The following is a 23,125-nucleotide window of genomic DNA, read 5'->3' as shown; positions in this document are numbered from 1 at the left end:
GGCTCGAACGGGTGGCATGCTAGGATCGGACGTGGCCTCATCCGGCAACAATGCCCGGCACGAGCGGCTTCTTTCCGCCCGGGACAGGCTCGCCGCACTGCTGTCGCGTTGGCGGGCGCGCCATCCGGCCGCGGCTCTGGAACGCGTCGAACGCTTCGTCCCGGTCATTCAGGGGCTCGCTCCTCCCGGCGACGATCCGCCCGGACAGCGGCCGGAGCTCCTGCGTTTCCCGGGTCTCTCCGCGCGGCCGTGGTACGAGAACGACCGCTTTCCATGGATCGAGCCGCTCGAGCGGCGCTGGCGCGAGACGCGCGCCGAGCTCGATGCCCTGCTCGCACGACCGGGCTCCTTCGCGACGTTCGTCGACGGGGAGGGGGCCGAGTACCGGGAAGAAAAGTTCGGCCTGCGCGACCGCCGGGACGCCTGGACGGTGTTCGACCTCCTGTCCCCCGACGGCGTCCGGTGTTGCCCGCGCACCGCGGCCGTGGTGGAACAATTGATCGGCGAGGTGTTCCTGGCCCAGTTCTCCCGGCTGCTTCCAGGGACTCACCTGCCTGCCCACTGCGGTCTGGTCAACTATCAGCTGACCCTGCACCTCGGCGTTCTCATCCCGCCCGGCTGCACGATCCGCGTCGGCTCCGAGACGCGGACGTGGACGGAGGGCCGCTGCCTCGTCTTCGACGACAGCTTCGAGCACGCAGTCTGGCACCGTGGAGAGGGGGACCGGGTCGTCCTCCTCGTGCGCTTCCCGCACCCGGACCTGACCGCCGTCGAGATCGATGCCCTGGCCGACATCGAGGAAAATGTGGGGGCGCTTCTCGGCGACACCGCCGCCGCACGCAAGGCCAGCCTGCAGGACTTGCGCCTGCTGCCTTGCCAATCGGATAACATCCGGACCCGGAGGACCGCATGGCCGCTGAAGACAAAGACGACGACCTCTACAGGGTCGTGATCAACCACGAAGAGCAGTACTCCATCTGGCCGATCGACAAGGAGAACGCGCCGGGCTGGAAGGACGCGGGCAAGACCGGCACCAAGGCCGAATGCCTGGCCCACATCAAGGAAGTCTGGACCGATATGCGGCCGAAGAGCCTGCGCGACAAGATGGACCGGGACAAAGGCCGGGCTTAGGGTCCCGGCCCTGAAGCCTCTTTTTTTTGCCCGGCGGACGGCGCCCTGGACGCCCCGGCAACGGCCGCTTGCAGGCGCGCTCGGAGCTCCCCGGCCAGGGCGTGGACGTGCGGCTCGCGCAGCATCGAATAATGATCGCCCGGGACCTGGTGCACCTCCACCCCCCCGGCGGCGATTTCGCCCCAGCCGAGCGTCGGATCGCGATGGTGCGCCGTCGCGTCCGCGGCGCGGAACAGGGTCACGCGTCCGGGATAGATCCCGGGCAGGTAACCGCGCAGGGCCTTCAGGTTCGACCTGAGGACTTCAAGCAGACGCCGGACCTCCGCGTCGCGGATCTCGGGCGGCAGGAGCCCCTCGGCTTTCGCCCGCTCCACGACGCCGTCCAGTCCGGACGCAGATCCGCCGCCCAGCTCGCGCGCCAGCATGGCCACCAGCGATGAGCCGTCCACCGGATTGGAGGACTCGGGAAGCGAACCCGGGGCGCGGCTGTCGATGAGCGCGAGCAGCGACACGCGCTCGCCGCGTGCCGCGAGCCGGCGGGCCATCTCGAACGCGACCACTCCGCCGAACGACCAGCCGCCGAGGGAGTACGGCCCGCGGGGCTGGTGCTTCCTGAGGGCCTCGGAATACTTCGACGCGAGGGCCTGGACCGAGGTCTCCGGCGTGTCCCCGTCCTCCAATCCCGGCGCCTCCAGGGCCATGAACGGCCGGTCGGTCCCGAGACGGCGCGCCAGTGCACCGTAGCAGAGGATCGTCCCGCCGATCGGGTGCACGCAGTAGAACGGCGGCCCCGTGGCGGAGTCGCCTGAGAGGCGCACGAGCGGCGGGCGCACGTCCGGCGCGGCTCCGCGCCGGAGCGCGTCCGCGAGTACGGCGATCGTGCCGCCGCGGAACAGGGTCGAGAGCGGCAGCCGCCTTCCGAACTCGCTCTCCACCCGCGCCATGAGTCGGACGGTCAGGAGGGAGTGACCGCCGAGGTCGAAGAACGATTCGTTCACACCGATCGGACGGACGTTCAGTACCTCCTCCCAGAGAGCCGCCAGACGACGCTCCACGTCGTCACGGGGTGCCGCGGCTCGCGTCGCCGGTCGCGCGGGATCCCGTCCTGCCCCTCCCGGCCGCACCACCCGGAGGGCGCGGCGGTCGACTTTGCCGTTTGGCGTCCTCGGCAAGGAGTCGAGCGCGACGATGGACGACGGCACCATGTGGACCGGCAGCTTCTGCTTCAGGAAGGAGCGCAGGTCGCCGGGCAGGACCACCTCCCCTGCCTCGGGCACCACGAACGCCACCAGACGACTGTCGCCCGGGGACGGCTCCTGGACGACCACGGCGCTCTCGTGGATGGACAGGTGCTGCGCCAGGACCGCTTCGATCTCCCCCGGCTCGATCCGGTAGCCGCGCAGCTTGATCTGGTGATCCGTGCGCCCGAGAAATTCAAGCGTGCCGTCCGGCAGGAAGCGCCCCAGGTCGCCCGTCCTGTAGAGGCGAGCGCCGCGCTCGCCGCTCCAGGGATCGGGCAGGAAGACCTCGGCGGTCAGGTCGGGACGGTGGAGGTAGCCTCGGGCCACGCCGGCCCCGCCGACGTACAGCTCGCCCGGGACACCGATCGGCGCCGGCTCCATTTTGCGGTCGAGCACGCGGAGCCGCGCGCCCGGGATCGGGCGGCCGATCGGAACGCTGTGGTTCCCGTCCTCCACACCTCTCGCCGGCGCGGTGCATTCGTGCGCGGCGCACCAGACCGTCGCCTCGGTCGGTCCATATTCGTTGAACAGTCGGGCCTCCGGGAGCAGGCCGCGGTGCTTCGCCACAAGCTCGGGCGGGCAGACCTCTCCCGCCACGATGACGGTCCGCAGCGACGCGAGATCGTCGGGCCGCGCCTGGGCCAGCGTGTAGGCGTACAGAGACGGGACGCTCAGCCAGTGCGACACGTGCTCTCCCCGGATCAGGTCGAGGAGTCTGTGCGGGTCCTCGTGGACGTTCTCGGGAGGCACGACGAGTGTGCCCCCGGAGGAGAGAGTCCAGAAGATCCCCGCCACCGAGCTGTCGAAGGCGAAGGGCGGGAGCAGCAGGAAGCCGGCGATCGTCTCCCGGTACATATCCAATCGGGCGGCGGTCGAGCGGGCCAGGTTGCCATGCGTCACGAGCACCCCTTTCGGCAGCCCCGTCGAGCCGGACGTATAGATGACGTAGGCGAGATCGTCGCGGTCGGGGCGGCGGTCGAGGGGCGACGCGCCCGCTGCGGCGATCGCCGCGGCGTCGTCCGCGTTGTCCAGGCAGACGGCGCGCGGCGGGCGCAGCCGAAGCGACGATAGCAGCGGTTCGCGGGTCAGCAGGATCGGGGCGCGCGTGTCGCGCAGGATGAACTCGAGCCGCTCGCGGGGATAGCCCGGGTCGAGCGGGACGTAGGCGCCGCCCGCCTTCAGGACAGCGAGGATCCCGACGATGAGGTCGAGGGAGCGCTCGAGACAGATCGCCACGGGGACCTCGGGCCCGACCCCCAGGGATCTCAGATGCCGGGCCAGCCGGTTCGCGCGGCGATCCAGCTCCCGGTAGGCGAGGCGGCCGGTCCCGGAGACGACGGCCGGCGTCCCGGCTGTGCGGGCCGCCTGCGCCTCGATCCGATCGAGGATCAGGGGATCCTCCGTCCGGGTCTCCCCGCCCGCGCCCCGGCTCCACTCTTCGAGCACGGTCCGCCGCTCCGAAAGCCGCAGGATCGGCAGGTCCGACACACGTCGCTCCGGGTTGTCCAGGGCCGCGCGCAGCAGGACCTCGAGGTGTCCGGCCATCCGGCGGATTCTCGGTTCATCGAACAGATCCGTGGAGTACTCGAACGAACCGGCCAGCCCCTCCCCGGCGTCGGTGATCGACAGCGTCAGGTCGAATTGCGACGTGCCGGTGTCGATCTCCATGTACTGCATCGTCAGGCCGTCAAGTGCGGGGACGTCCTCGCTCGGGGGTTGCAGGGCGAACATCACCTGGAACAGCGGCGCGCGGCCGAGGTCGCGCTCGGGCTGCAGCGCCTCAACCAGCTTCTCGAACGGCAGGTCCTGGTGCGCGTAGGAGCCGAGGGCGGAGTCCCGCGTGCGCCGGAGGAGCGCCCGGAACGACGGATCGCCGCAGAGGTCGCCGCGCAGAACCAGCGTGTTGACGAAGAAGCCGATCATCCCTTCGGTCTCCACACGGCTGCGCCCGGCGATCGGCGTCCCGACCAGGATCTCCTCCTGCGCCGTATAGCGGTGCAGGAGCGACTGGAAAGCCGCGAGGAGCGTCATGAACAGGGTGACTCCCTCGCGGCGCCCGAACTCCTCGAGATCCTTGCCCTGATCCGGCGGCAGGGCGAAGGAATAGCGCGCTCCGCGGTAAGTCTGGATCGGCGGACGGGCCCTGTCGGCCGGAAGGTCGAGGACCAGGGGCGCCCCGGCCAGCCGCTCCTTCCAGTACTCAAGCTGCCCCCGCAGGACGTCCCCCTGCAGCCACCGTCTCTGCCACAGGGCGTAGTCGGCGTACTGGACCGCCGGCTCCGCCAGGGAGGACGGGCGCCCGGCGCGGAAGGCGCCGTAGATGTGCGCCAGCTCGCGCAGGAACACGTGCATCGACCAGCCGTCGCTGACGGCGTGATGTGTCGTCAGGAACAGGACGTGATCGTCGTCGGACAGCCGCACCAGGCCGGTGCGCGCCAGCGGGCCCCGAGCCAGATCGAAAGGGGCGCGGGCTTCGTCACGCGCCAGCCTGAGGATCTCCCCTTCGCGCTCGCGGGCCGGCAGGCGGCCCAGGTCGACGACCGGCAGGTCGAGCTCCGACGCGGCTGCGATGACCTGCACCGGCTCGCCCCGGCGCTCGGCGAACGTGGTCCGCAGCGCCTCGTGGCGTCGGACGATTTCGGAGTGGCTCCGCCGCAACGCCTGCACATCGAGTCTCCCCCGCAGACGCAGAGCGGCGGGGATGTTGTAGAAGGCGCAGCCGGGCTCGAGACGGTCGAGAAACCACAGACGCTGCTGCGCGAACGACAGCGGCAGATCGCCGTCCCGCGGCGCTCTGCGGAGCTCCGGAACGTCATGCCCCGCGGCCGCGGCGCTACCGCTCTCGATCGCACGCAGCAGCCCCGCCACCGTGGGCGCGTCGAACAGGGCGCGCAGGGGGAGGTCGACCTTGAACGCCTCGCGGACACGCGAGACGAGCTGCGTCGCCAGCAGCGAGTGGCCACCCGCCTCGAAGAAATTGTCGTTGAGGCCGACCCGTTCCGTCCTCAGGACATGTCCCCACAGACGGGCCAGCTTCTTCTCCTCGGGAGTGACCGGTGCGGCATGCTCCGCGGCTCCCGCGAGCCTGGAGGGACCCGGCGCCGGCAGAGCCTTGCGGTCCAGCTTGCCGTTCGGCGTCCGCGGCAGCGCCGCCAGGACGACGAACGTCGCCGGCACCATGTACTCCGGGAGTCGCGCCGCGAGGTGGCGCCGCAGCTCGCGCAGCGACATGGACGCCGGCCCCGGCTTCGGGACGACGTAAGCCACCAGGCGTCTGTCGCCGTCGCTCTCCTCCCGCACCTGGACGACCGTCTCGCCGATCGCCGGATGGGAGCCCAGCACCGACTCGATCTCCCCCGGCTCGATCCGGAAGCCGCGGATCTTGACCTGCTGATCGATGCGGCCGAGAAAATCGATCGTCCCGTCGGGGCGGAACCGCCCGAGGTCGCCCGTGCGGTACATCCGGGCGCCGGGCGCGTCGCCGAACGGATCCGGGATGAACCGCTCCGCCGTCAAGCCGGGGCGGTTGATGTAGCCGCGCCCCGGGCCGATGCCGCCGACGCAGAGCTCTCCCGGCACGCCGGGGGGCACGGGGTCCAGGTTCTCGTCGAGAATGTAGACACGGGTGTTCGACACCGGGCGGCCGATCGGCGTGGTGTCGGTCGCGCCCCGGGAGGGGCGCGCGATCGTCGTGTAGACCGTCGCCTCCGACAGGCCGTACAGATTGATCACCCTCTCGATGGTGCCTTGCGTGTAGATCCTCTGCACCAGGGGGTTCTGCAGCGCCTCCCCGGCGAGACTGACGGTCCTCACCGAGGCGGGAATCCCGCCGGTCCTGAGCAGCTCGGCGATCGCCGACGGCACCGTGTTGATGAGGCGGACCTGGTCGCGCGCCGGGAGAGTCGGGAGCTCCAGGGCGTTTTCCGCCAGGATGACCGTGCCGCCCCACGACAGCGGCCCGAAGATCTCCAGGACCGACGAGTCGAAGCAGATCGAGCTGCTGGCAAGAACACCCGAGAGGTCCCGGTCGCCGAAGGTCTCGCGCGCCCAGTGCAACAGGGACACCGTGCTCCCGTGCTCGATCGCCGCTCCCTTCGGCCGTCCTGTCGAGCCCGAGGTGTAGATGACGTACGCGAGATTTCCCGGCGCGACCCCGCAGAGCGGGCGGTCGGAGGGTTCGCGCTCGATCGCGTCGCGGTCGCGGTCCAGACAGAGGACGCGCGCCCGGTGGGGAGGGAAGAGCCCGAGCAGGTTCTCCTCTGTGATCAGCACCGTCGCCCGGGTGTCCTCCAGCATGAACGCCAGGCGCTCCCCGGGATAGGCCGGGTCGAGCGGCACGTAGGCCGCGCCGGCCTTGAGTGTTCCGAGAAGCGCGACGACGATGTCGAGCGATCGCCGCAGGCACACGGCCACGAGCGCCTCCGGCCCCGCGCCGAGCGCGCTGAGCCGGCGCGCCATCCGGCTGGACCTGCGGCCGAGCTCCCCGTAGGTCAGGGTCCGGGTTCCGTCCACGACGGCGACGGCTTCGGGTGTCCTCTCGACTTGCGCCTCAAACAGGTCGTGCACGCAGCCGTCGAGCGGGTAGTCCCGCCGCGAGTCGTTCCACTCGACGAGGACCCGGCGGCGCTCGGGCGCCGTCAGCGCCTCGAACCGGTCGTGCCGGCCATCGGGGGCGCCCGCCATCGACGCCAGCACACGGGCGTAGTGCGCCGCGATCTCCTCCACCTCCCGGCGCGACAGCTCCGCGGAGCGGTAGTCGAGGGCGAGGTAGACCTGGGAGGTGGACTCGTCCAGGTTGAACTGGGCGGTCAGGGCGAAGTAGGTCTGCTCGAACCCGTACCCGCCCCACAGATCGAGCCCTCCCTTGCGCTCCAGCCTGCGGTAGACGTGGAAGTTCGTATAGTTGAAGGCCGTATCGGAGAGAAACCGACCCCCGGTCATGCGCTGCAGCTCGGACATCGGGAAACGTCTGTACGGCAGCATCTCGCGCTCGGCCTCGAAGGCGCGCCGCGCCAGGTCGCTCCAGGTCCCCCCCGAAAGACGCAGACGCAGCGGCAGGGTGTTGAGGAAGATGCCGAGGATCTTTTCGCCGTCCTGCTCTTCGGGCCGGCCGTTGGCGATGAGGCCCGTGACGACGTCCCCGCGGCCGGCGCACAGAGACAAGACTTTCAGGTGCGCCGACAGCAGGACACTCTTGAGAGGCACGCCGGCCGACCACCCCAGGCGCTGCAAGGCGCCCGAGGTCTCGGGAGATATCGGCACCTCCACGCGGCAGACCGGGAGGGCTCCTGTGTCCCGGGACGCCATCTCGAGGCGCGGCAGCCGTGTGGCGGTGGCATCCGCCACCTTCCCCGCCCAGAAATCCCGGCACCCCTCCGATCGGAGTGCCTCACGCTCCAGCGCGACGAAGTCGCGGTAGGTCGAGCGGAGCGGCGGCCCGGGCGGCGGGTCCTCCCCGCGGAGCAGGGAGGAATACGTCTCGATCAGATCGGTCATGAGCGTCGCCACGCTCCAGCCGTCGAAGAACGGCTCGCTCACCGTGAGCTGGAACCTCGCCTCCGCCAGGAGGTGCACGTGCAGGCGCATGAGCGGCCGGCGGGTCCAGTCGAAGGGGATGCGCATCTCCTCTTCGACCCACGCGGCGAGCGCCCGGTCCTGTTCCGGCGGAGACAGGCGGCCGAGATCGAGGACCTCGATCGGAATCTCTGCGTCGCCGTGCACGAGCTGAAGCGGCTCGCTGAAGCCGGTGAGGTCGAACGAGGTCCTCAGGATCGGCTGGCGCTCGACCAGATACCGTACGGCAGTCCGCAGCCGGTCGCGCAGGAAAGGGGCGCCGATCTCGATGCTGCTGACGTAGATGATGTAGTCCGGGCTGAATTCGCTGTGAAAGACGAACCCCTGCTGCAGCCGCGACAACGGGTAAGCATCCTCAACGCCTGAGGGAAGCCGGTTGCGATCCTCGGGAGAGACGAGGTCGAAGGCGCCCGGGCGGGTGCCCGGGGCGTCCGCCGGCAGGACGCGCGCGAGCTCGGCGGCCAGACCGCGGATCGTCTGATGGGCGAACATCTGCTGCAGGGTGATGTCGATCCCGGCCTCCCCCGCCTTCGTCCGCACCTGGATGCAGCGGATCGAATCCCCCCCCAGGGCGAAGAAGTTGTCGTCGATGCCGATTGTCTCGAGGCCGAGCACCTCCGCCCAGATGTCCGCGATCGCCTTCTCCACAGGTGTCCCGGGCGCGACGTACCCTCCCTCGAGATCCGGCCGCGCGCGCTCGGGCACCGGCAGCGCGCGCCGGTCGACCTTGCCGCCTGGTGTCGCCGGCATCGCCTCGAGGAACAGGAAGGTCGAGGGGACCATGTAGTCGGGCAGTCGCTCCATCAGGAAACCGCGCACGACGTCCAGGGTGCGCAGGGCGCCGCTCTCCGGCACCACGTAGGCCACCAGCCGCTTCTCTCCCGAGGCCTCGGCGCGCGCCACGACCACCGCCTGACGCACTCCGGGGCAGCAGGCGAGGACCGCCTCGATCTCCCCCGGCTCGATCCGGAAGCCGCGGATCTTGACCTGGTCGTCGGCGCGCCCCAGATAGACGACCTCGCCGCCCGGACACCGGCGGGCGAGGTCACCGGTCCGATACAAGCGGGAGTCCGCACGCTCGCCGGAGGCGAAGGGATCGGCGACGAACCTCTCGGCGGTGAGATCCGGGCGGTTCAGGTAGCCGCGCGCCAGGCCGTCCCCCCCGACGTAGACCTCCCCGATGACACCGTACGGGGCAGGCTCCATGTTCGGATCGAGGACGTGCAGGCGCAGATCCGGCATCGGCCGCCCGATCGGGCTCCCCTTCCTGCCCGCGTCACCGACGCGCAGCCGCCGGCAGGTCACGTGCACGGTCGTCTCGGTGATTCCGTACATGTTGAAGAGTTCGGGCTTCTCGTCGCCGTGCCGCTCGAACCAGGGGCGCAGCGCCGCCGGCTCCAGCGCCTCGCCGCCGAAGATCACCAGACGCAGGGCCGGATCCCGCTCGGGAGCAGCGCTCCGCTCTGCCTGCATCAAGGGGAGAAAGGCGGACGGCGTCTGGTTGAGGACCGTGACGCGCTCCCGGCGCAGGAGATCGAGAAACGCCTCGGGCGATCGGCTGACCAGGTGCGGGACGACGACGAGCCGGCCGCCGTGCAGCAACGCTCCCCACATCTCCCAGACCGAGAAGTCGAAGGCGCAGGAGTGGAACAGCGTCCAGACGTCGGCCGGGCCGAAGTCGAACCAAAGGCGCGTCGCCTCGAACAACCGGGTGACGTTCCGGTGCGTGACCACGACCCCCTTGGGGCGGCCGGTCGAGCCGGAGGTGTAGATGACGTAGGCCGCGTGTTCCGGGCGCGCGCCGGACTCGAAGGGCGATGTGCCGTCCCGATCGGGCTCTCCCTCGTCGGCGTCGACACAGATCGCTTCGGGTCCGCGGCCCGCCGTCGGTGCCGGGAGTGCGTCCAGGAAACGCGCGCGCGTCAGGATCACGCGCGCCTGCGTATCGTCCAGGATGAAGGCGAGCCGCTCCCGCGGGTAGGCCGGATCGAGAGGGACGTAGGCACCGCCCGCCTTGAGGATCCCGAGAATCGCGACGATCAACTCCGGGGATCGGTCCAGGCACACGCCGACCAGCGATTCGGGACCGACTCCGCGGCGGCGCAGGATCCGCGCCACGCGGTCGGCCCGGGTGTTCAGCTCTCCGTAGCTCAGAGCCTGGTCCTCGAACGTGAGCGCGATGGCGGCGGGGAGGAGCAGGGCCTGGCGCTCGAAGCGGTCGTGCAGGCAGAGCGTCCCGGTGGCCCGCGGAAGCGGCCCCCCCGGGAACGCCAGCAGCTCCCGCCGCTCGTCCGGGCGCAGGAGCGGCAGCTCCGCGATGCGGCGGTCCGGGTCGGCGGCGGCGCCCTCGAGGAGCGTCTGGAAGTGGCCCAGGAGCCGCTCGACCGTCGCGGCATCGAACAGATCCGTGCTGTACTCGAGCGAGCCGTCGAGACTGGGGCCCCTGTCCTCGACCTGCATCGTGAGATCGAACTTGGCCGTCCCGGTGTCGATGTCGACCGTCTCGACCGAGACATCGCCAAGACGCAGCTCCGGGATCGGCATGTTCTGCATCACCAGGGCGACCTGGAACAGCGGCTGGCGCGCCGGGTCCCGGGGCAGCGACAGAAGGTCCACGAGCCTCTCGAACGGCAGATCCTGGTGCGTCTGCGCCTCCAGGACGACCTCGCGCGCGCGCCGCACGACATCCCGGAATGTGGGATCGCCCGACAGATCGCCGCGCAGCACCAGGGTGTTGACGAAGCACCCGATCAAGTCCTCCGCCTCGAGGCGGCTCCGCCCCGCCACCGGCGTGCCGACGCACACGTCGTGCTGTCCGCTGTAGCGGAAGAGCAGAGTCTGGAAGGCGGCCAGGAGGACGGCGAACGGCGTCGTGCCCTCGCGCAGCGCGAGGCTCCTGATCACGGCGCTCGCGTCCTCGGACAGCCGGAAAGAACGGAAGGCGCCGCGGAACGTCGCGGACTCGGGGCGCGGCCGGTCGAACGGCAGGTCGAGGTGGCCGGGGGCGCCGTGGAGCCGCCGCTTCCAATAGGCGATCTGCTCCTGCATCCGCGCGTCCTGCAGGCGATCCTGCTCCCACGCGGCGTAGTCGGCGTACTGGATCGGCAGGTCCGCGAGTCGGGGCGGCCGCCCCGCGACGAGCCCTTCGTAGAGAGTCTGGAGCTCGCGCAGCAGGACCCCGAGCGACCAGCCGTCGCCGACGATGTGGTGCAGGGTGAGGATCAGGATGCGATCCTCCTGGTCCAGGCGCAGAAGCCGCGCCCGGAAGAGCGGTCCGTGCGCGAGGTCGAACGCCGCGCCCGCCTCCTCCGCCGCCAGACGGAGCGCTTCACTCTCGCGCGCCCCGGCCGGCAGCGCGGTCAGATCGATACGCGGCAATCCGGACGGCTCCGCCGGCAGGACGCGCTGCACCGGCTCCCCGTCCGCCAGAGTGACGATGGTCCGCAGGGCCTCGTGGCGCCCGACGATGGTCGAGAGGCTGCGCTCGAGCGCGTCCTCGTCCAGAGGCCCGCGCAGGCGGAGGGCCAGCGGGATGTTGTAGGCGGGGTTACCGGGCCGCATCTGATCGATGAACCAGAGACGTCTCTGGGCGGACGACAGCGGGGACGGAGCGCCGCGGGGCAGGCGCGCGATGCCGTCCTCCCGGATCGGGGCGGCCCGCGGCGCGTCACCGTCAATCAAGGCCGCCAGCCCGGCGATCGTCGGCCGCTCGAACACACGGCGCACCGGGAGATCGACGCGAAGCGCCTGACGCACCCGGGAAACGAGCTGCAGGGCGAGGAGGGAGTGGCCGCCGGCCTCGAAGAAGTTGTCGTGGATGCCGACCCGCTCGCCGCCGACGAGGTCGATCCAGAGGCGTGCCACGGCCCGCTCCGTGGCGTTGCGCGGGGACACGTGCGGGGCCGGTGCGGCCGCCGGAGCCGCCTCCCGGTTCGGACCCCTCCCCTCCCAGGGTGTGTCCACCAGTCCCGGGAGAGGGACGGTCGCCGGGCGCCGCGACGGGTCGGTCAGGAACGCCTCGAGCAGGATCTCGAAGTGACGGGCCATCCGCTCGATCGACGGGCGATCGAACAGGTCGGTGCTGTACTCCAGGACGGCCTCCATGGTCCCGTCCTGCTCCGAGACGATCAGCGTCAGGTCGAACGGCGTCGACCCGAGCTCGAAGTCCACGGGCTCCGCCTCCAGGTCCGGGAGGGCCGGCACGTCGTGAGCGCCGCCCTGCAGGACGAACATCGTCTGGAACAGAGGGTGGACGGAGGGATCGCGCGCCGGTCGCAGCGTCTCGACGATCTTCTCGAACGGCAGATCCTGCCGGACCAGGGACTCGAGGGTCGTCGCGCGCGCGCGCCGCAGCAGCTCCGAGAAAGTCGGGGCGCCCGAGAGGTCGGCGCGCAGGACGAGACTGTTGACGAAGACACCGAGGAGCGGCTCGGTCTCGAGGCGCGTGCGACCGGCGACCGGCGTCCCGATGCACAGATCGTCCTGGCCGGTCAGCCGGGACAGGAGGGCCTGGAAGGTGGTCAGGAGGACCATGAACGGCGTGGCGCTTTCACGCTGCGCCAGCTCCTTCAGGCGCCGCACGGGCCCCGCCGGAACGACGAACGCGACGCGCGCGCCGCCGTAGGTCGGCGCCGGCGGCCGCGGGCGATCGAGCGGCAGGCCCAGAACGGGCGGCGCCCCGAAGAGATGCGCCCGCCAGTACTCCAGGTGTCGCCGCGCCTGGTCGCCCTTGAGCCAGAGCCCCTGCCAGTGCGAGAAGTCCGCGTACTGGAGCGTCGGATCGGGAAGGGGCGACGGACGCCCCTCCAAGAATGCCCTGTAAAGCACGGCGAGCTCGCGATCGAACAGATCGATCGACCATCCATCGCCGACGATGTGGTGCATCGCCAGCACCAGGACATGCTCGTCGTCCGAGAGACGCAGGAGGACGATGCGCACGAGCGGGCCGCGTTCGAGGTCGAACGGACGGCGGGCCTCCTCCGCCGCGCGGCGCCCGATCTCCTCCGCCTGGCGATCTCCCTGGATCGGGCCGCACTCGACGATGGGCACCTTCATCTCCAGAGCCGGCGCGATGCGCTGGACCGGTCCGTCCGGCGTCTCGACGAACGTCGTCCGGAGAATCTCGTGGCGCCTGACGATCTCGTTCAGGGCGCGCTCGAGCGCCTGGCGGTCGAGCCGGCCGTGCAGCCTGACGGCGCGCGCCATGGTGTAGGTCGGCGCGCCGGGGGCGAGCCGATCGAGGAACCACAGACGCTGCTGCGCGAAGGACAGCGGCGCGGGGGGGCCCGCGGGTCGCTTCGGGATCGGAGCGGACCCCTCCCCCCGCGCGACTCGATCGCGCAGCAGGCGCATCAAGTGCGCCCGCCGCTCCGGGTGCAGGTCTCCGGCACGATCCGTGGGATCAGGATTCTTCGGCACGCGCTCCGTCCTCCCCGTCCATGAGACCCAGCATGGCGTCGAGCTCGCTCGGGGACGCGGCGCTCAGGTAGGCCGTCTCCACCAGCCGGCCGAGGCCGCGGATCGTCGGCCGGTCCAGGAAATCCTTCAGGGAGACCTCCGCCCCGAGATGCGCCCGCACGCGCGAGATCAGGAGCGTGGCCAGGAGGGACTGACCGCCGGCCTCGAAGAAATTGTCCTCGACGCCCGGGGTCTCGACACCCAGCAGGCCGCCCCACAGCCGCGCCAGCTCCCGTTCGATCGGCGTGTCGGGCGGCACCGGAGCCGGGTCCGCCTCGGAGCGCGCCGTCCCGGGCGCGGGCAGCGCGCGGCGATCCACCTTGCCGTTCGCCGTCGTCGGCAGCGCCTCGAGCGTCACGATAGCCGACGGCACCATGTAATCCGGCAGCGACCGCTTCAGGAAGGCGCGCAGCTCGGCCGGCGCCGCCTCCTGACCCGACCGGGGCGCGACGTAGGCGACCAGGCGTCTTTCTCCGTCCCCGTCCTGCCGGGCCAGGACAGCCGCTTCGCGCACCGCCGCGTGGCGAAGCAGCGCCGCCTCGATCTCCCCGGGCTCGATGCGGAAGCCGCGGATCTTCAGCTGGTCGTCGATGCGGCCCAGGTACTCCAGGTCGCCGTCCTCCGAGAGGCGCGCCAGGTCGCCCGATCGGTACAGACGCGCCCCCGGCGGGCTCCCGTAAGGATCCGGCACGAAGCGTTCGGCGGTCAGATCGGGCCGGCCGAGATAGCCCCGCGCCAGACCGGGCCCGCCGACGTAGATCTCCCCCGGCACGCCGATTGGAACCGGTCGCAGGAAGGCGTCGAGCAGATGCACGCGCCACCCGGGGATCGGCCGGCCGATGGCGCTCTTCGACGGGCCTCCGGAATCCCCGCCTCGGAGCGGGTGCCAGGTCACGATCACGGTCGTCTCGGTGATGCCGTACAGGTTGAAAAGGAGCGGCCCGTCGGGGTGACGCGCCATCCACGGCGTCACATCGTCCGGATTCAGGGCCTCGCCGCCGATGTTCAGGAGTCGCACCGCCAGGGCGTCCTTGCCGTGCCGCTCGTCCTCCTGAAGAAACTGCCGGAGCTCCGCGGGTGTCAGGTTCAGCACCGTCACCCCTTCGCGGCGGAGCAGATCGTAGAACGCCTCAGGTGATCGGCCGACCAGAGGCGGCACCAGGACGAGGCGGCCGCCGTGCAGCAGGGCTCCCCAGATCTCCCACACCGAGTAGTCGAAGGCGCAGGAGTGGAGCTGGGTCCAGACGTCGCGCCGGTCGAACCCGAGCCGCTCCCGCGTCGACTCGAACAGCGCGGCGGCGCTCCGGTGCGTCACCACAACACCCTTCGGACGCCCCGTCGAGCCGCTGGTGTAGATGACATAGGCCGGGTTCTCCGGGAGCGCAGTCGGCGCCAGGTTCGCATCGTCGCCGGTCGACGGGTCCGGCGAGGCCACGACTTCCTCGTCGCAGAGGACGATCGCGGCCGAGTATCCGGGGAACCTGTCGATCGTTCCCTCCGAGACAATCAACGCCCCCGCCCCGGCATCGTCGAGCATGAGCGCCAGCCGGTCGACCGGGTAGCCCGGGTCGAGCGGCACGTATGCGCCGCCCGCCTTGAGGACCGCGAGCATCGCAACGATCAGCTCGATCGATCGCGGCAGGCAGATCGCCACGCGTGTCTCGGGCCCGACGCCCCGGTCCCGCAGGCGACGCGCCAGACGGTTCGCCCGCCGGTTCAGGTCGTCGTAGGTCAGGCGAACGCTCCCGGAAACGACGGCGATCGTGCCGGGCGAACGCTCCGCCTGAGTCTCGAATCGCTCGTGCAGGCAGCCCTCCGTCGTGACACGGCGAGGAGGGTCGCGCTCCTCGAGCCAGACCCGCTCGGAAGTCGTGAGCATCGGCAGATCGCACAGTCGCCTCCCGGGGTCGGCCGCAATCCCCTCGAGCAACGCCTCTAGATGGCCGAGCATGCGCCTGATCGCCGAAGCGTGGAAGCGTCGCGCGTCGTAGCTGATCTGGATCGACGGCTCGGACTCGGGTGGCACGACGACGTTGAGCGGGTAGTGGGTCCACTCGGCTGCGCGCAGGTCGCGGATCTCCAGATCCCCCGCGCGCTCCAGGAGCTCCCGGTCGAGGGGGTAGTTCTCGAACACGAAGATCGACTCGAAGAGCGGCGTGCCGCGCGGCACGTCGCTCCACTGCTGAACCTGGACCAGGGACGTGTACTCGTACTGCCGCATCTCGACCTGCGCCTCCTGGAGCCCTCTCAGCCATTCGGCCACCCTCCGGCGTCCCGGCAGTCGAACCCGAACCGGGAGCGTGTTGAGGAACAGACCGACCATCGTCTCCGATCCCGCAAGCTCAACCGGGCGTCCCGACACGACGCCGCCGAAGAGCACGTCCTCCTCGCCGCTGTACCGGGAGAGGAGAAGCGCCCACGCCCCCTGCAGGACCGTGTTCAGCGTGAGCTGCTGGCTGCGCGCCAGGGTGCGAAGCCGGGCGGCGAGGGCGCGGGACAGCCGGATCCGCTCCAGCCGGTAGTCGTCCGGCCGCGCCGACCGGGACGCGGGTCGGTCGACCACCAGGGGGGTCGGGGCGCGGAACCCGGCGAGCGCCCTGCGCCAGTATTCCTCGGCCGCTCCCGGATCCTGCCTCTGAAGCCACGCGACGTAGTCGCGGAACGGCCGCGTCTCCGGGAGACGCGCCTCGTCCTCCCCGCGGCAGGCCTGATACAGCGTCATGACCTCCTTGAGCAGGACCGGCAGCGACCAGCCGTCCAGGAGGACGTGGTGATGGCTCCAGACGAACTGGTGGAGATCGTCCGCAAGCCGCATGATCGCGAGGCGCTGCAGCGGCGCCCGGGACAGGTCGTAGCCGCGCCGCATGTCCGACGCCAGGAACTGCTCGAGCTCGCGTTCCTGCTCGGCGCCGGCGAGACCGCGCCAGTCGAGCCGGTCCCAGGCCGGCTCGACGCGCCGGCATACAACCTGAAGGGGCCTTTCGACGCCGGCCCACAGGAACGAGGTGCGGAGGATCGGGTGGCGCTCGGCGGCGCGCCCCCAGGCGCGCACGAACGCCGGCTCGTCGAGCGGACCGTGGAACTTCCAGCCGAGGTGCTCCACGTAGACGCCCGACTCCGGCGCCGACAGCGTGTGGTAGAGCATCCCTTCCTGCATCGGCGTGAGCGGATAGACGTCCTCGAGATCCGGACGCGCTCCGACCAGGGAGTCGACCGCCTCCTGGTCGAGACGCGCCAGAGGAAAGTCCGACGGGGTGTACGCGGACGCCTCCGGCCTGCCTCCCAGCGCGAGGAGCGCGCGCAGCTCCTTCTCGAAGCGTCGCGCCAGCGCCTGAATGCCGGCGCGGGAGTGCACCTTTCCGCCGTATTTCCAGTTGACCCGCAGCCTCCCCGAAGCGACGTAGCCGCCGATCTCCAGCAGGTGGGTGCGGTGTCCCCGCCGGCTGACCACCGGGCCGGTCGATTCCGGGGCGAACTGGAACGGCGAGGACTCGGGCACCGTGGCGTCGAACTGACCGAGGTAGTTGAAGCTGATCTCCGCCCGCGGCAGGGCCCGCAGGCGGGCGCCGGCATCGCCGTCGTCCCTCAGGTAACGCAGCAGACCGTAGCCGATGCCGCGCGCCGGCAGCGCGCGCAGCTGCTCCTTGATGGACTTGAGGATCTCCTCCGGTCCGCGCCCGCCCTCGACGACCAGACACACCGGCTTGATGGTTGTAAACCAGCCGACGGTGCGTGACAGATCGACGTCGTCGAGAATCTCCTCCCGGCCGTGACCCTCGAGGTCGAGGAGGACGGCGCGTCGACCCGTCGCTTCGCTCACGGTCCGGACCAGGGCGGTCAGAAGAACGTCGTTGATCTCGGTGCGCCATGCGGCGGGCAGGCCGTGCAGGAGGGCACGCGTTTCGTCCTCGCTGAAGACGCTCGTCACGACGCGCGCCAGACCCTCGGTGTCGTCGGCGGCCGGGTGATCGACCGCGAGCCTGCCGACCTCACGCCCCCCCGCCGGGACCCAGTAGTCCATCTCCTTCTCGATCGGCGCCTTCCTCGCATACTCCACGAGACCTTCCGCCCATCGCCTGTACGAGGTCGTTTTCGCCGGCAGGGCGACCGAATCGCCCCGCTCGAGCTGGCGATAGACCGTGCTCAGGTCATCCAGGAGGATTCGCCAGGATACGCCGTCCACAACGAGGTGATGGATCACGATCAGCAGGCGCTCCCCGAGCTCCGCACCGAGCGTGAACAGCGCGGACCTCAAGAGGGGACCTCGCTCCAGATCGAGCCCGCGCTGCAGATCCCCCGCCGCCGTGCCCATCGCAGCGAGACGCGTCTCCTTCGGAAGCGCCGTGAAATCGAGGTGCTCGAACGGGATCGCTCCACCCGGCGGAGCACACTCTTGTCGCCATTCCCCGTCGACCCGCCGGTAGCGCATGCGCAGCGCGTCGTGGTGATCGAGGAGGCGCCCCATCGCCGCCTCGAGCCGGGCGGGATCGAGCGTCTCGCGGGGCTTCAGGAGAACAGCCTGATTGAAGTGGTGCGGATCCGGGAAATCCTGCTCGAAGAACCAGAGCTGGATCGGCGTCAGCGGCGTGTCGCCCGTCACCGCGCCCTGGTCCGCCGCGACGAGGACACGCGTGCCGGCCACGGATGCGAGCCCCGCGATCGTCTGGTGCTCGAAGATCTGCCGGCTGGTGAGCCTCAGGCCCGCCTGGTTCACGCGCGCCACGATCTGGATGGCGAGAATCGAGTCGCCGCCCAGCTCGAAGAAGTTGTCGTGGACGCCGACGCGCTCGCGGCCGAAGACCTGCCCCCAGATGCTCGCCAGCGTCTCCTCGGACGGCGTGCGCGGGGCGATGCGCTCCCCCGCGAGATCGTTCCTGGCGGCGTCGGGCGGCGGGAGGGCCTTCCGATCGATCTTGCCGGCGCGTGTGCGCGGCAGGCGTTCGAGGATGACGAACGCGGAAGGAAGCATGTGCTCAGGGAGAATCGCCCCGAGGTGCGCGCGCAGATCGGTCACGGACGGAGCCGGCTCCGCGTCGGCGCAGAAGACGACGTAGGCCACCAGGCGGATGTCCCCCGGAGAGTCCTCGCGTGCCAGGACCGCGGATTCCTCCACCCTCGCGTACCGCTCGAGGGCCCGCTCGATCTCTCCGGGCTCGATCCGGTGGCCGCGCACCTTCACCTGATCGTCGAGCCGGCCGAGGAACTCCAGGTCGCCGTCAACGAGCCAGCGCACGCGGTCCCCTGTCCGGTAGAGGCGTGAGCCGGCGGCGTCCGCGAACGGATCGGGGAGGAAGCGCTCGGCCGTCAGGTCGGGCCGGCCCACATAGCCCCGCGCCACGCCCTCCCCGCCGATGTACAGCTCGCCGGGGACGCCGACCGGCGCCAGGTTCAGATGAGGATCCAGGACGTAGGCCCTGGCGTTTGCGATGGGCCGGCCGATCGGCACCAGGCCTTCCGTCCTGGCCGGTCGCTGTCCTGAATGCAAGTACACGGTGGTCGTGATCGTCGCTTCTGTCGGGCCGTAGGCGTTGAACAGCGCGACGCGCCCGCCGGTGACCTCGTCCCACGCCGCCAGACGGGAGGCCAGGGCCTTCTCGCTGCCGATGACGACGCACCTGAGACAGGCGGGAAGGTCCTGCCCCTCCCTCTGGAGCACGGCGACCCAGGCGTGCCAGTAGGAGGCCGGCAGGTTGACGACCGTGACCTTCTCGCTTTCCAGGAAGCGGTGAAAGTCGGGGACGGAGACGAAGACCGGGTCGGGACGGAGAACAAGCGTCGCGCCCGACAGGAGGGTCGGGAAGATCTCCTCCGCGGCGACGTCGAAACTGAGCGACGCGAACTGCAGGACGCGATCGGCCTGCGACAGGCCGTAGAGTCGTGTCACGTCGACGGCATGGTTGAGCAGGGCGCCGTGCGTCACCGCCACCCCCTTGGGGACCCCGCTCGAGCCGGACGTGTGGGTGATGTACGCCAGGCTCTGGGGCTCCGGGTCCGGGATCGACTCCCTTCCCGCAGCGGGACCGGTGACCTCGATGTCGTCGAGCAGGACGATTTGCGCCCCGCACGCCTCCAGGCCGGCGACGAGGCGCCGCTGCGCCAGGAGGACCCGGGTTCCCGTCTCCCGCAGGATGCCGGCGACGCGTTCCCCCGGATAGGCCGGGTCGAGCGGCACGTACGCCCCGCCCGCCTTCAGGATCCCGAGGAGACCCTCCAGCATCTCGATCGAGCGCTCGACGCACAGACCGACCGGGACGTCGGGCCCCACGCCCAGCGGGACCAGCCGGCGCGCCAGCGCCGCGGCACGTTCGTCCAGCTCCGCGTAGGTGATCCGTCTGTCTCCGAACGAGACCGCGGTCGCGTCCCGCGCCGTCGCAGCCCGTTCCTCGATCAGTCCGTGGACGGTGCGTGCCTCCCGGTTCTCCGTCCGGCGTCCGTGGGACCCCAGCAGGATGCGCCGGCGCTCGTCCTCCCGGAGAAGCGGCAGGCGCGACAGTCTCCTGCCGGGCTCGGCCGCGATCCCCTCCAGGAGCGTTTCCAGGCCTTGAAGCATCCGGCGCGCGGTCGCATCGTCGAACAGGTCGGTGCTGTACTCCAGGTCGCACGCGAGCTGCCGGCCGCCGTCGTCCACGTCGAGCGTCAGGTCGAATTTCGAGATGCCGTCGTCGATGTCCACGAACTCGGCTTCCAGTCCCTCGAGATCCAGCCGCGTCGTGGCGGCGTGCGCCACCATGACCTGGAACAGTGCCGTGCGCCCGAGGTCGCGCGGAGGACGCAGTTCCTCGACCAGCCTCTCGAAGGGCAGGTCCTGGTGTGCATAAGCCTCCAGAGCGACGCGGCGCACGCGCCGCAGGAGCTCGCGAAACGTCGGATCGCCCGACAGATCGGTTCGCACGACGAGCGTGTTGACGAAACACCCGATCAGCCCCTCGATCTCGAGACGATGGCGGTTCGCGATGGGAGTGCCGACCAGAATATCGTCCTGTCCCGTCCAGCTCATCAGGAGCAGGTTGAACGCCGCCAGAATCGTCATGAACGGCGTCGCCCCTTCCTCTCGGCCGAAGTCGCCCAGCGCTTCCGACAGTCGCGCGGAGAGCCCCGCCCGCACCTTGGCGCCGCGATGCGTGCGTACAGCCGGCCGGGGGCGGTCGGTCGGCAGATCCAGCGTGAGCGGGGCGCCGGCGAGCGCCTGTCTCCAGAACGCCCTCTGTGTGTCGAGCACCTGGCCCTGCAGGAAGTCGCGCTGCCACGCCGCGTAGTCGGCGTACTGGATCGGCAGGGCAGGCAGCGGAGACGGACGCCCCTGCAAGAATGCGGCGTAGAGCGCCGCCAGCTCGCGGTGGAGCACGCCTTCCGACCAGCCGTCCGTGACGATGTGATGGAAGGTGAGGAGAAGGACGTGGTCCTGCGCGTCGAGACCGAGCAGATGCGCCCTGAAGAGCGGTCCCCGCTCCAGGTCGAACCTCCGCTGCGCCTCCTGACGCGCCCTGCGCAAGGCCGCCGGCCAGCGCTCCGCAGACGGCAGCTCCGAGAGGTCCTCGATCGAAAGCGCGGTCTGCCAGCGGGGGGCCGGCACCGCGACCGGCTTGCCATCGACGCCCGGGAAGGTCGTCCTCAGCACCTCGTGCCGATGGACGATTTCGTCGAGCGCCTTCCCGAACACCGCGCGGTCGAGAGGACCACGCAGGCGCAGCGTGCTGGGCACGTTGTAGAAGGGCCGGCCGGGATCCAGCTGATCGAGAAACCAGAGTCGCTGCTGCGCGAACGAGATCGGCCTCTCATGCTCCGCGCGCGCGGGTCCGCGCGTCGGCGCCTCGACCTGCCTCCGCTCCCGGCGGGCGGTCTCGATGCGCGACGCCAGACCTTCCACGGTGGGCGTCTCGAACAGGTCCCGAAGCGGCAGCTCCACGCCGAACTGATCCCGCACGCGGGAGATCACCTGCGTGGCGACCAGAGAGTGCCCGCCGAGATCGAAAAAGCCGTCCAGCACCCCGACCCGATCGAGACCCAGCAGGCCGGCCCATAACGTCGCGACGCGCCGCTCCACTTCGGTGCGCGGGGCGACGAACGGCACCGCGAGTTCGGGACGCGCGGGGGCGGGACCCGGCAGACGCCGGCGGTCGATCTTGCCGCTCGACGTTCTGGGAAGCTCGTCGAGGATGACGAACGCCGACGGGACCATGTGGTCGGGGAGCGACGTCTTCACGTGGGCGCGCAGGTCGGAGGGGGGGGCCGGGAGCGCGGGTCCGACCCCCTTCCGCAGCGTCGCGTAGGCGACCAGGATCGAGCCGCCCGGCGCATCGGGACGCGCGACGACGACGCACTCGGCGATCGACGGATGCCGGTCGAGAACCGCCTCGATCTCCCCCGGCTCGATGCGGTAGCCGCGCACCTTCACCTGATCGTCGATCCGGCCCAGGAACTCGAGCGACCCGTCGGGTCGGAGACAGGCGCGGTCACCCGTGGCGTACATGCGCGCGCCGGGCGCTCCGGAGATCGGATCGGGGAGGAAGCGCTCGGCCGTCAGGTCCGGGCGCTCCAGGTAGCCGCGCGCCAGACCCGCGCCGGCGATGTGGAGCTCGCCTTCCGCGCCGGCCGGCAGCGGCCTCAGGCGCCCGTCCAGGACGTACGCCCGCGAACCGTGGATCGGCCGGCCGATCGGAATCGCCCTTTCCCCGCGCCTGCACACCCAGGAGGTGCTGTCGATGCACGCTTCGGTCGGCCCGTACAGGTTGACCAGCTCGGCGTCGAGGCGCTCGAAGAAGCGCTCGACGAGGTCGGCCGGCAGCGCCTCGCCGCCGCAGAAGACGCGCCGCAGGGAGCGGCAGCGCTCGAGACCCGGCTCGTCGAGAAGCGCCCTCAGCCCCGTCGGAACCATCTGCAGGACCGTGACGCTCTGGTCCGCGATCAATCCGGCAAGGGAGCCGGGATCCTGATGGGCCCCGGGACGGGCCAGGACCAGGCGCGCACCCGCGACGAGCGGCGCCAGGAACTCCCAGATCGAGGCATCGAAGGTGAAGGGTGTTTTCTGAACGACGCCGTCCGCCGGACTCAGCGCAAACACGGCCTGCATCCAGTGCATGTGGTTCGTGAGCGCCAGGTGCGGCACCAGGACCCCCTTGGGCGTTCCCGTCGATCCGGACGTGTAGATCGCGTAGGCGATCGCCGAGGGATCGGCCCGGTGGCCGGGGTTCGCCGCGTCACCTGTCTCCGGACCCTCGGCCCGCCGGTCGAGCGCGAGGATCTCGCCGCGAAACGCCGGCAGCCTGTCGAGGTGACGCTCCTCCGTCAGGATGATCGCGGCACGCGCCTGTTCGAGCATGAAGGCGATCCGCTCCTTGGGATCGTGGGGATCGAGCGGAAGCCAGGCGGCCCCTGCCTTGAGGGAACCCAGGATCGCGATCACCATGGAGATGGAACGATCCATGACGATCGGCACGAGCGCGTCGGTCACAGCACCGAGGTCCCGCAGTCGCCGGGCCATCCGGTTCGCGCGCGCGTTCAGCTCGCGGTACGTCAGGCGTTCGCCGTCGCAGACCACCGCGACCGCATCCCCTGCGGCCGCGACCTGGGCCTCGAACATCTCATGGACGCACGGCCCCTCCAGGGTCGAGGTGGAAGCGGGGGACGGCTTCTGCGCGGGGTCGGGGAACGATGACTTCAACCCGGACGGCCCTCCAACGAGGAGCGACGTTCGTGCCGAAACGCCTGTCGTTGCTTGATTG

General features: G+C 70.6%; 4 protein-coding genes. 2 read left to right on the top strand and 2 right to left on the bottom strand.

All coding sequences use genetic code 11. The features are described 5' to 3' along the window. Positions 1-16: 16 nt before the first annotated feature. Both VEW47_07330 and VEW47_07325 read left to right on the top strand, forming a co-directional pair. Positions 17-952 carry an aspartyl/asparaginyl beta-hydroxylase domain-containing protein gene (locus VEW47_07330; protein HYS04990.1) on the top strand — a complete coding sequence of 312 codons (936 nt, stop codon included), beginning with the start codon at positions 17-19 and terminating at the stop codon, positions 950-952. After that, a complete protein-coding gene (locus tag VEW47_07325) occupies positions 910-1,131 on the top strand; it encodes an MbtH family protein (protein ID HYS04989.1) in 222 nt (73 codons plus the stop codon). The genes VEW47_07330 and VEW47_07325 overlap by 43 nt, the downstream gene beginning before the upstream one ends. Here VEW47_07325 and VEW47_07320 read toward each other — a convergent pair. Continuing rightward, positions 1,128-13,364, bottom strand: a complete 12,237-nt coding sequence (locus VEW47_07320; protein ID HYS04988.1) for an amino acid adenylation domain-containing protein — start codon at positions 13,362-13,364, stop codon at positions 1,128-1,130. The two genes, VEW47_07325 and VEW47_07320, sit on opposite strands and share 4 nt — an antisense overlap. After that, on the bottom strand, positions 13,348-23,064 hold the full coding sequence (locus VEW47_07315; protein ID HYS04987.1) for an amino acid adenylation domain-containing protein: 9,717 nt from the start codon (positions 23,062-23,064) through the stop codon (positions 13,348-13,350). Before VEW47_07315 ends, VEW47_07320 begins: the two co-directional genes overlap by 17 nt. Positions 23,065-23,125 lie beyond the last annotated feature (61 nt).

It is taken from the genome of Candidatus Dormiibacterota bacterium (assembly GCA_035635555.1).
In the GTDB taxonomy this organism is placed as follows: Bacteria; Acidobacteriota; Polarisedimenticolia; order Gp22-AA2; family Gp22-AA2; genus Gp22-AA3.
Note: the sequence above shows the minus strand (reverse complement) of the source record. Positions and strands in the feature narration are given on the sequence as shown.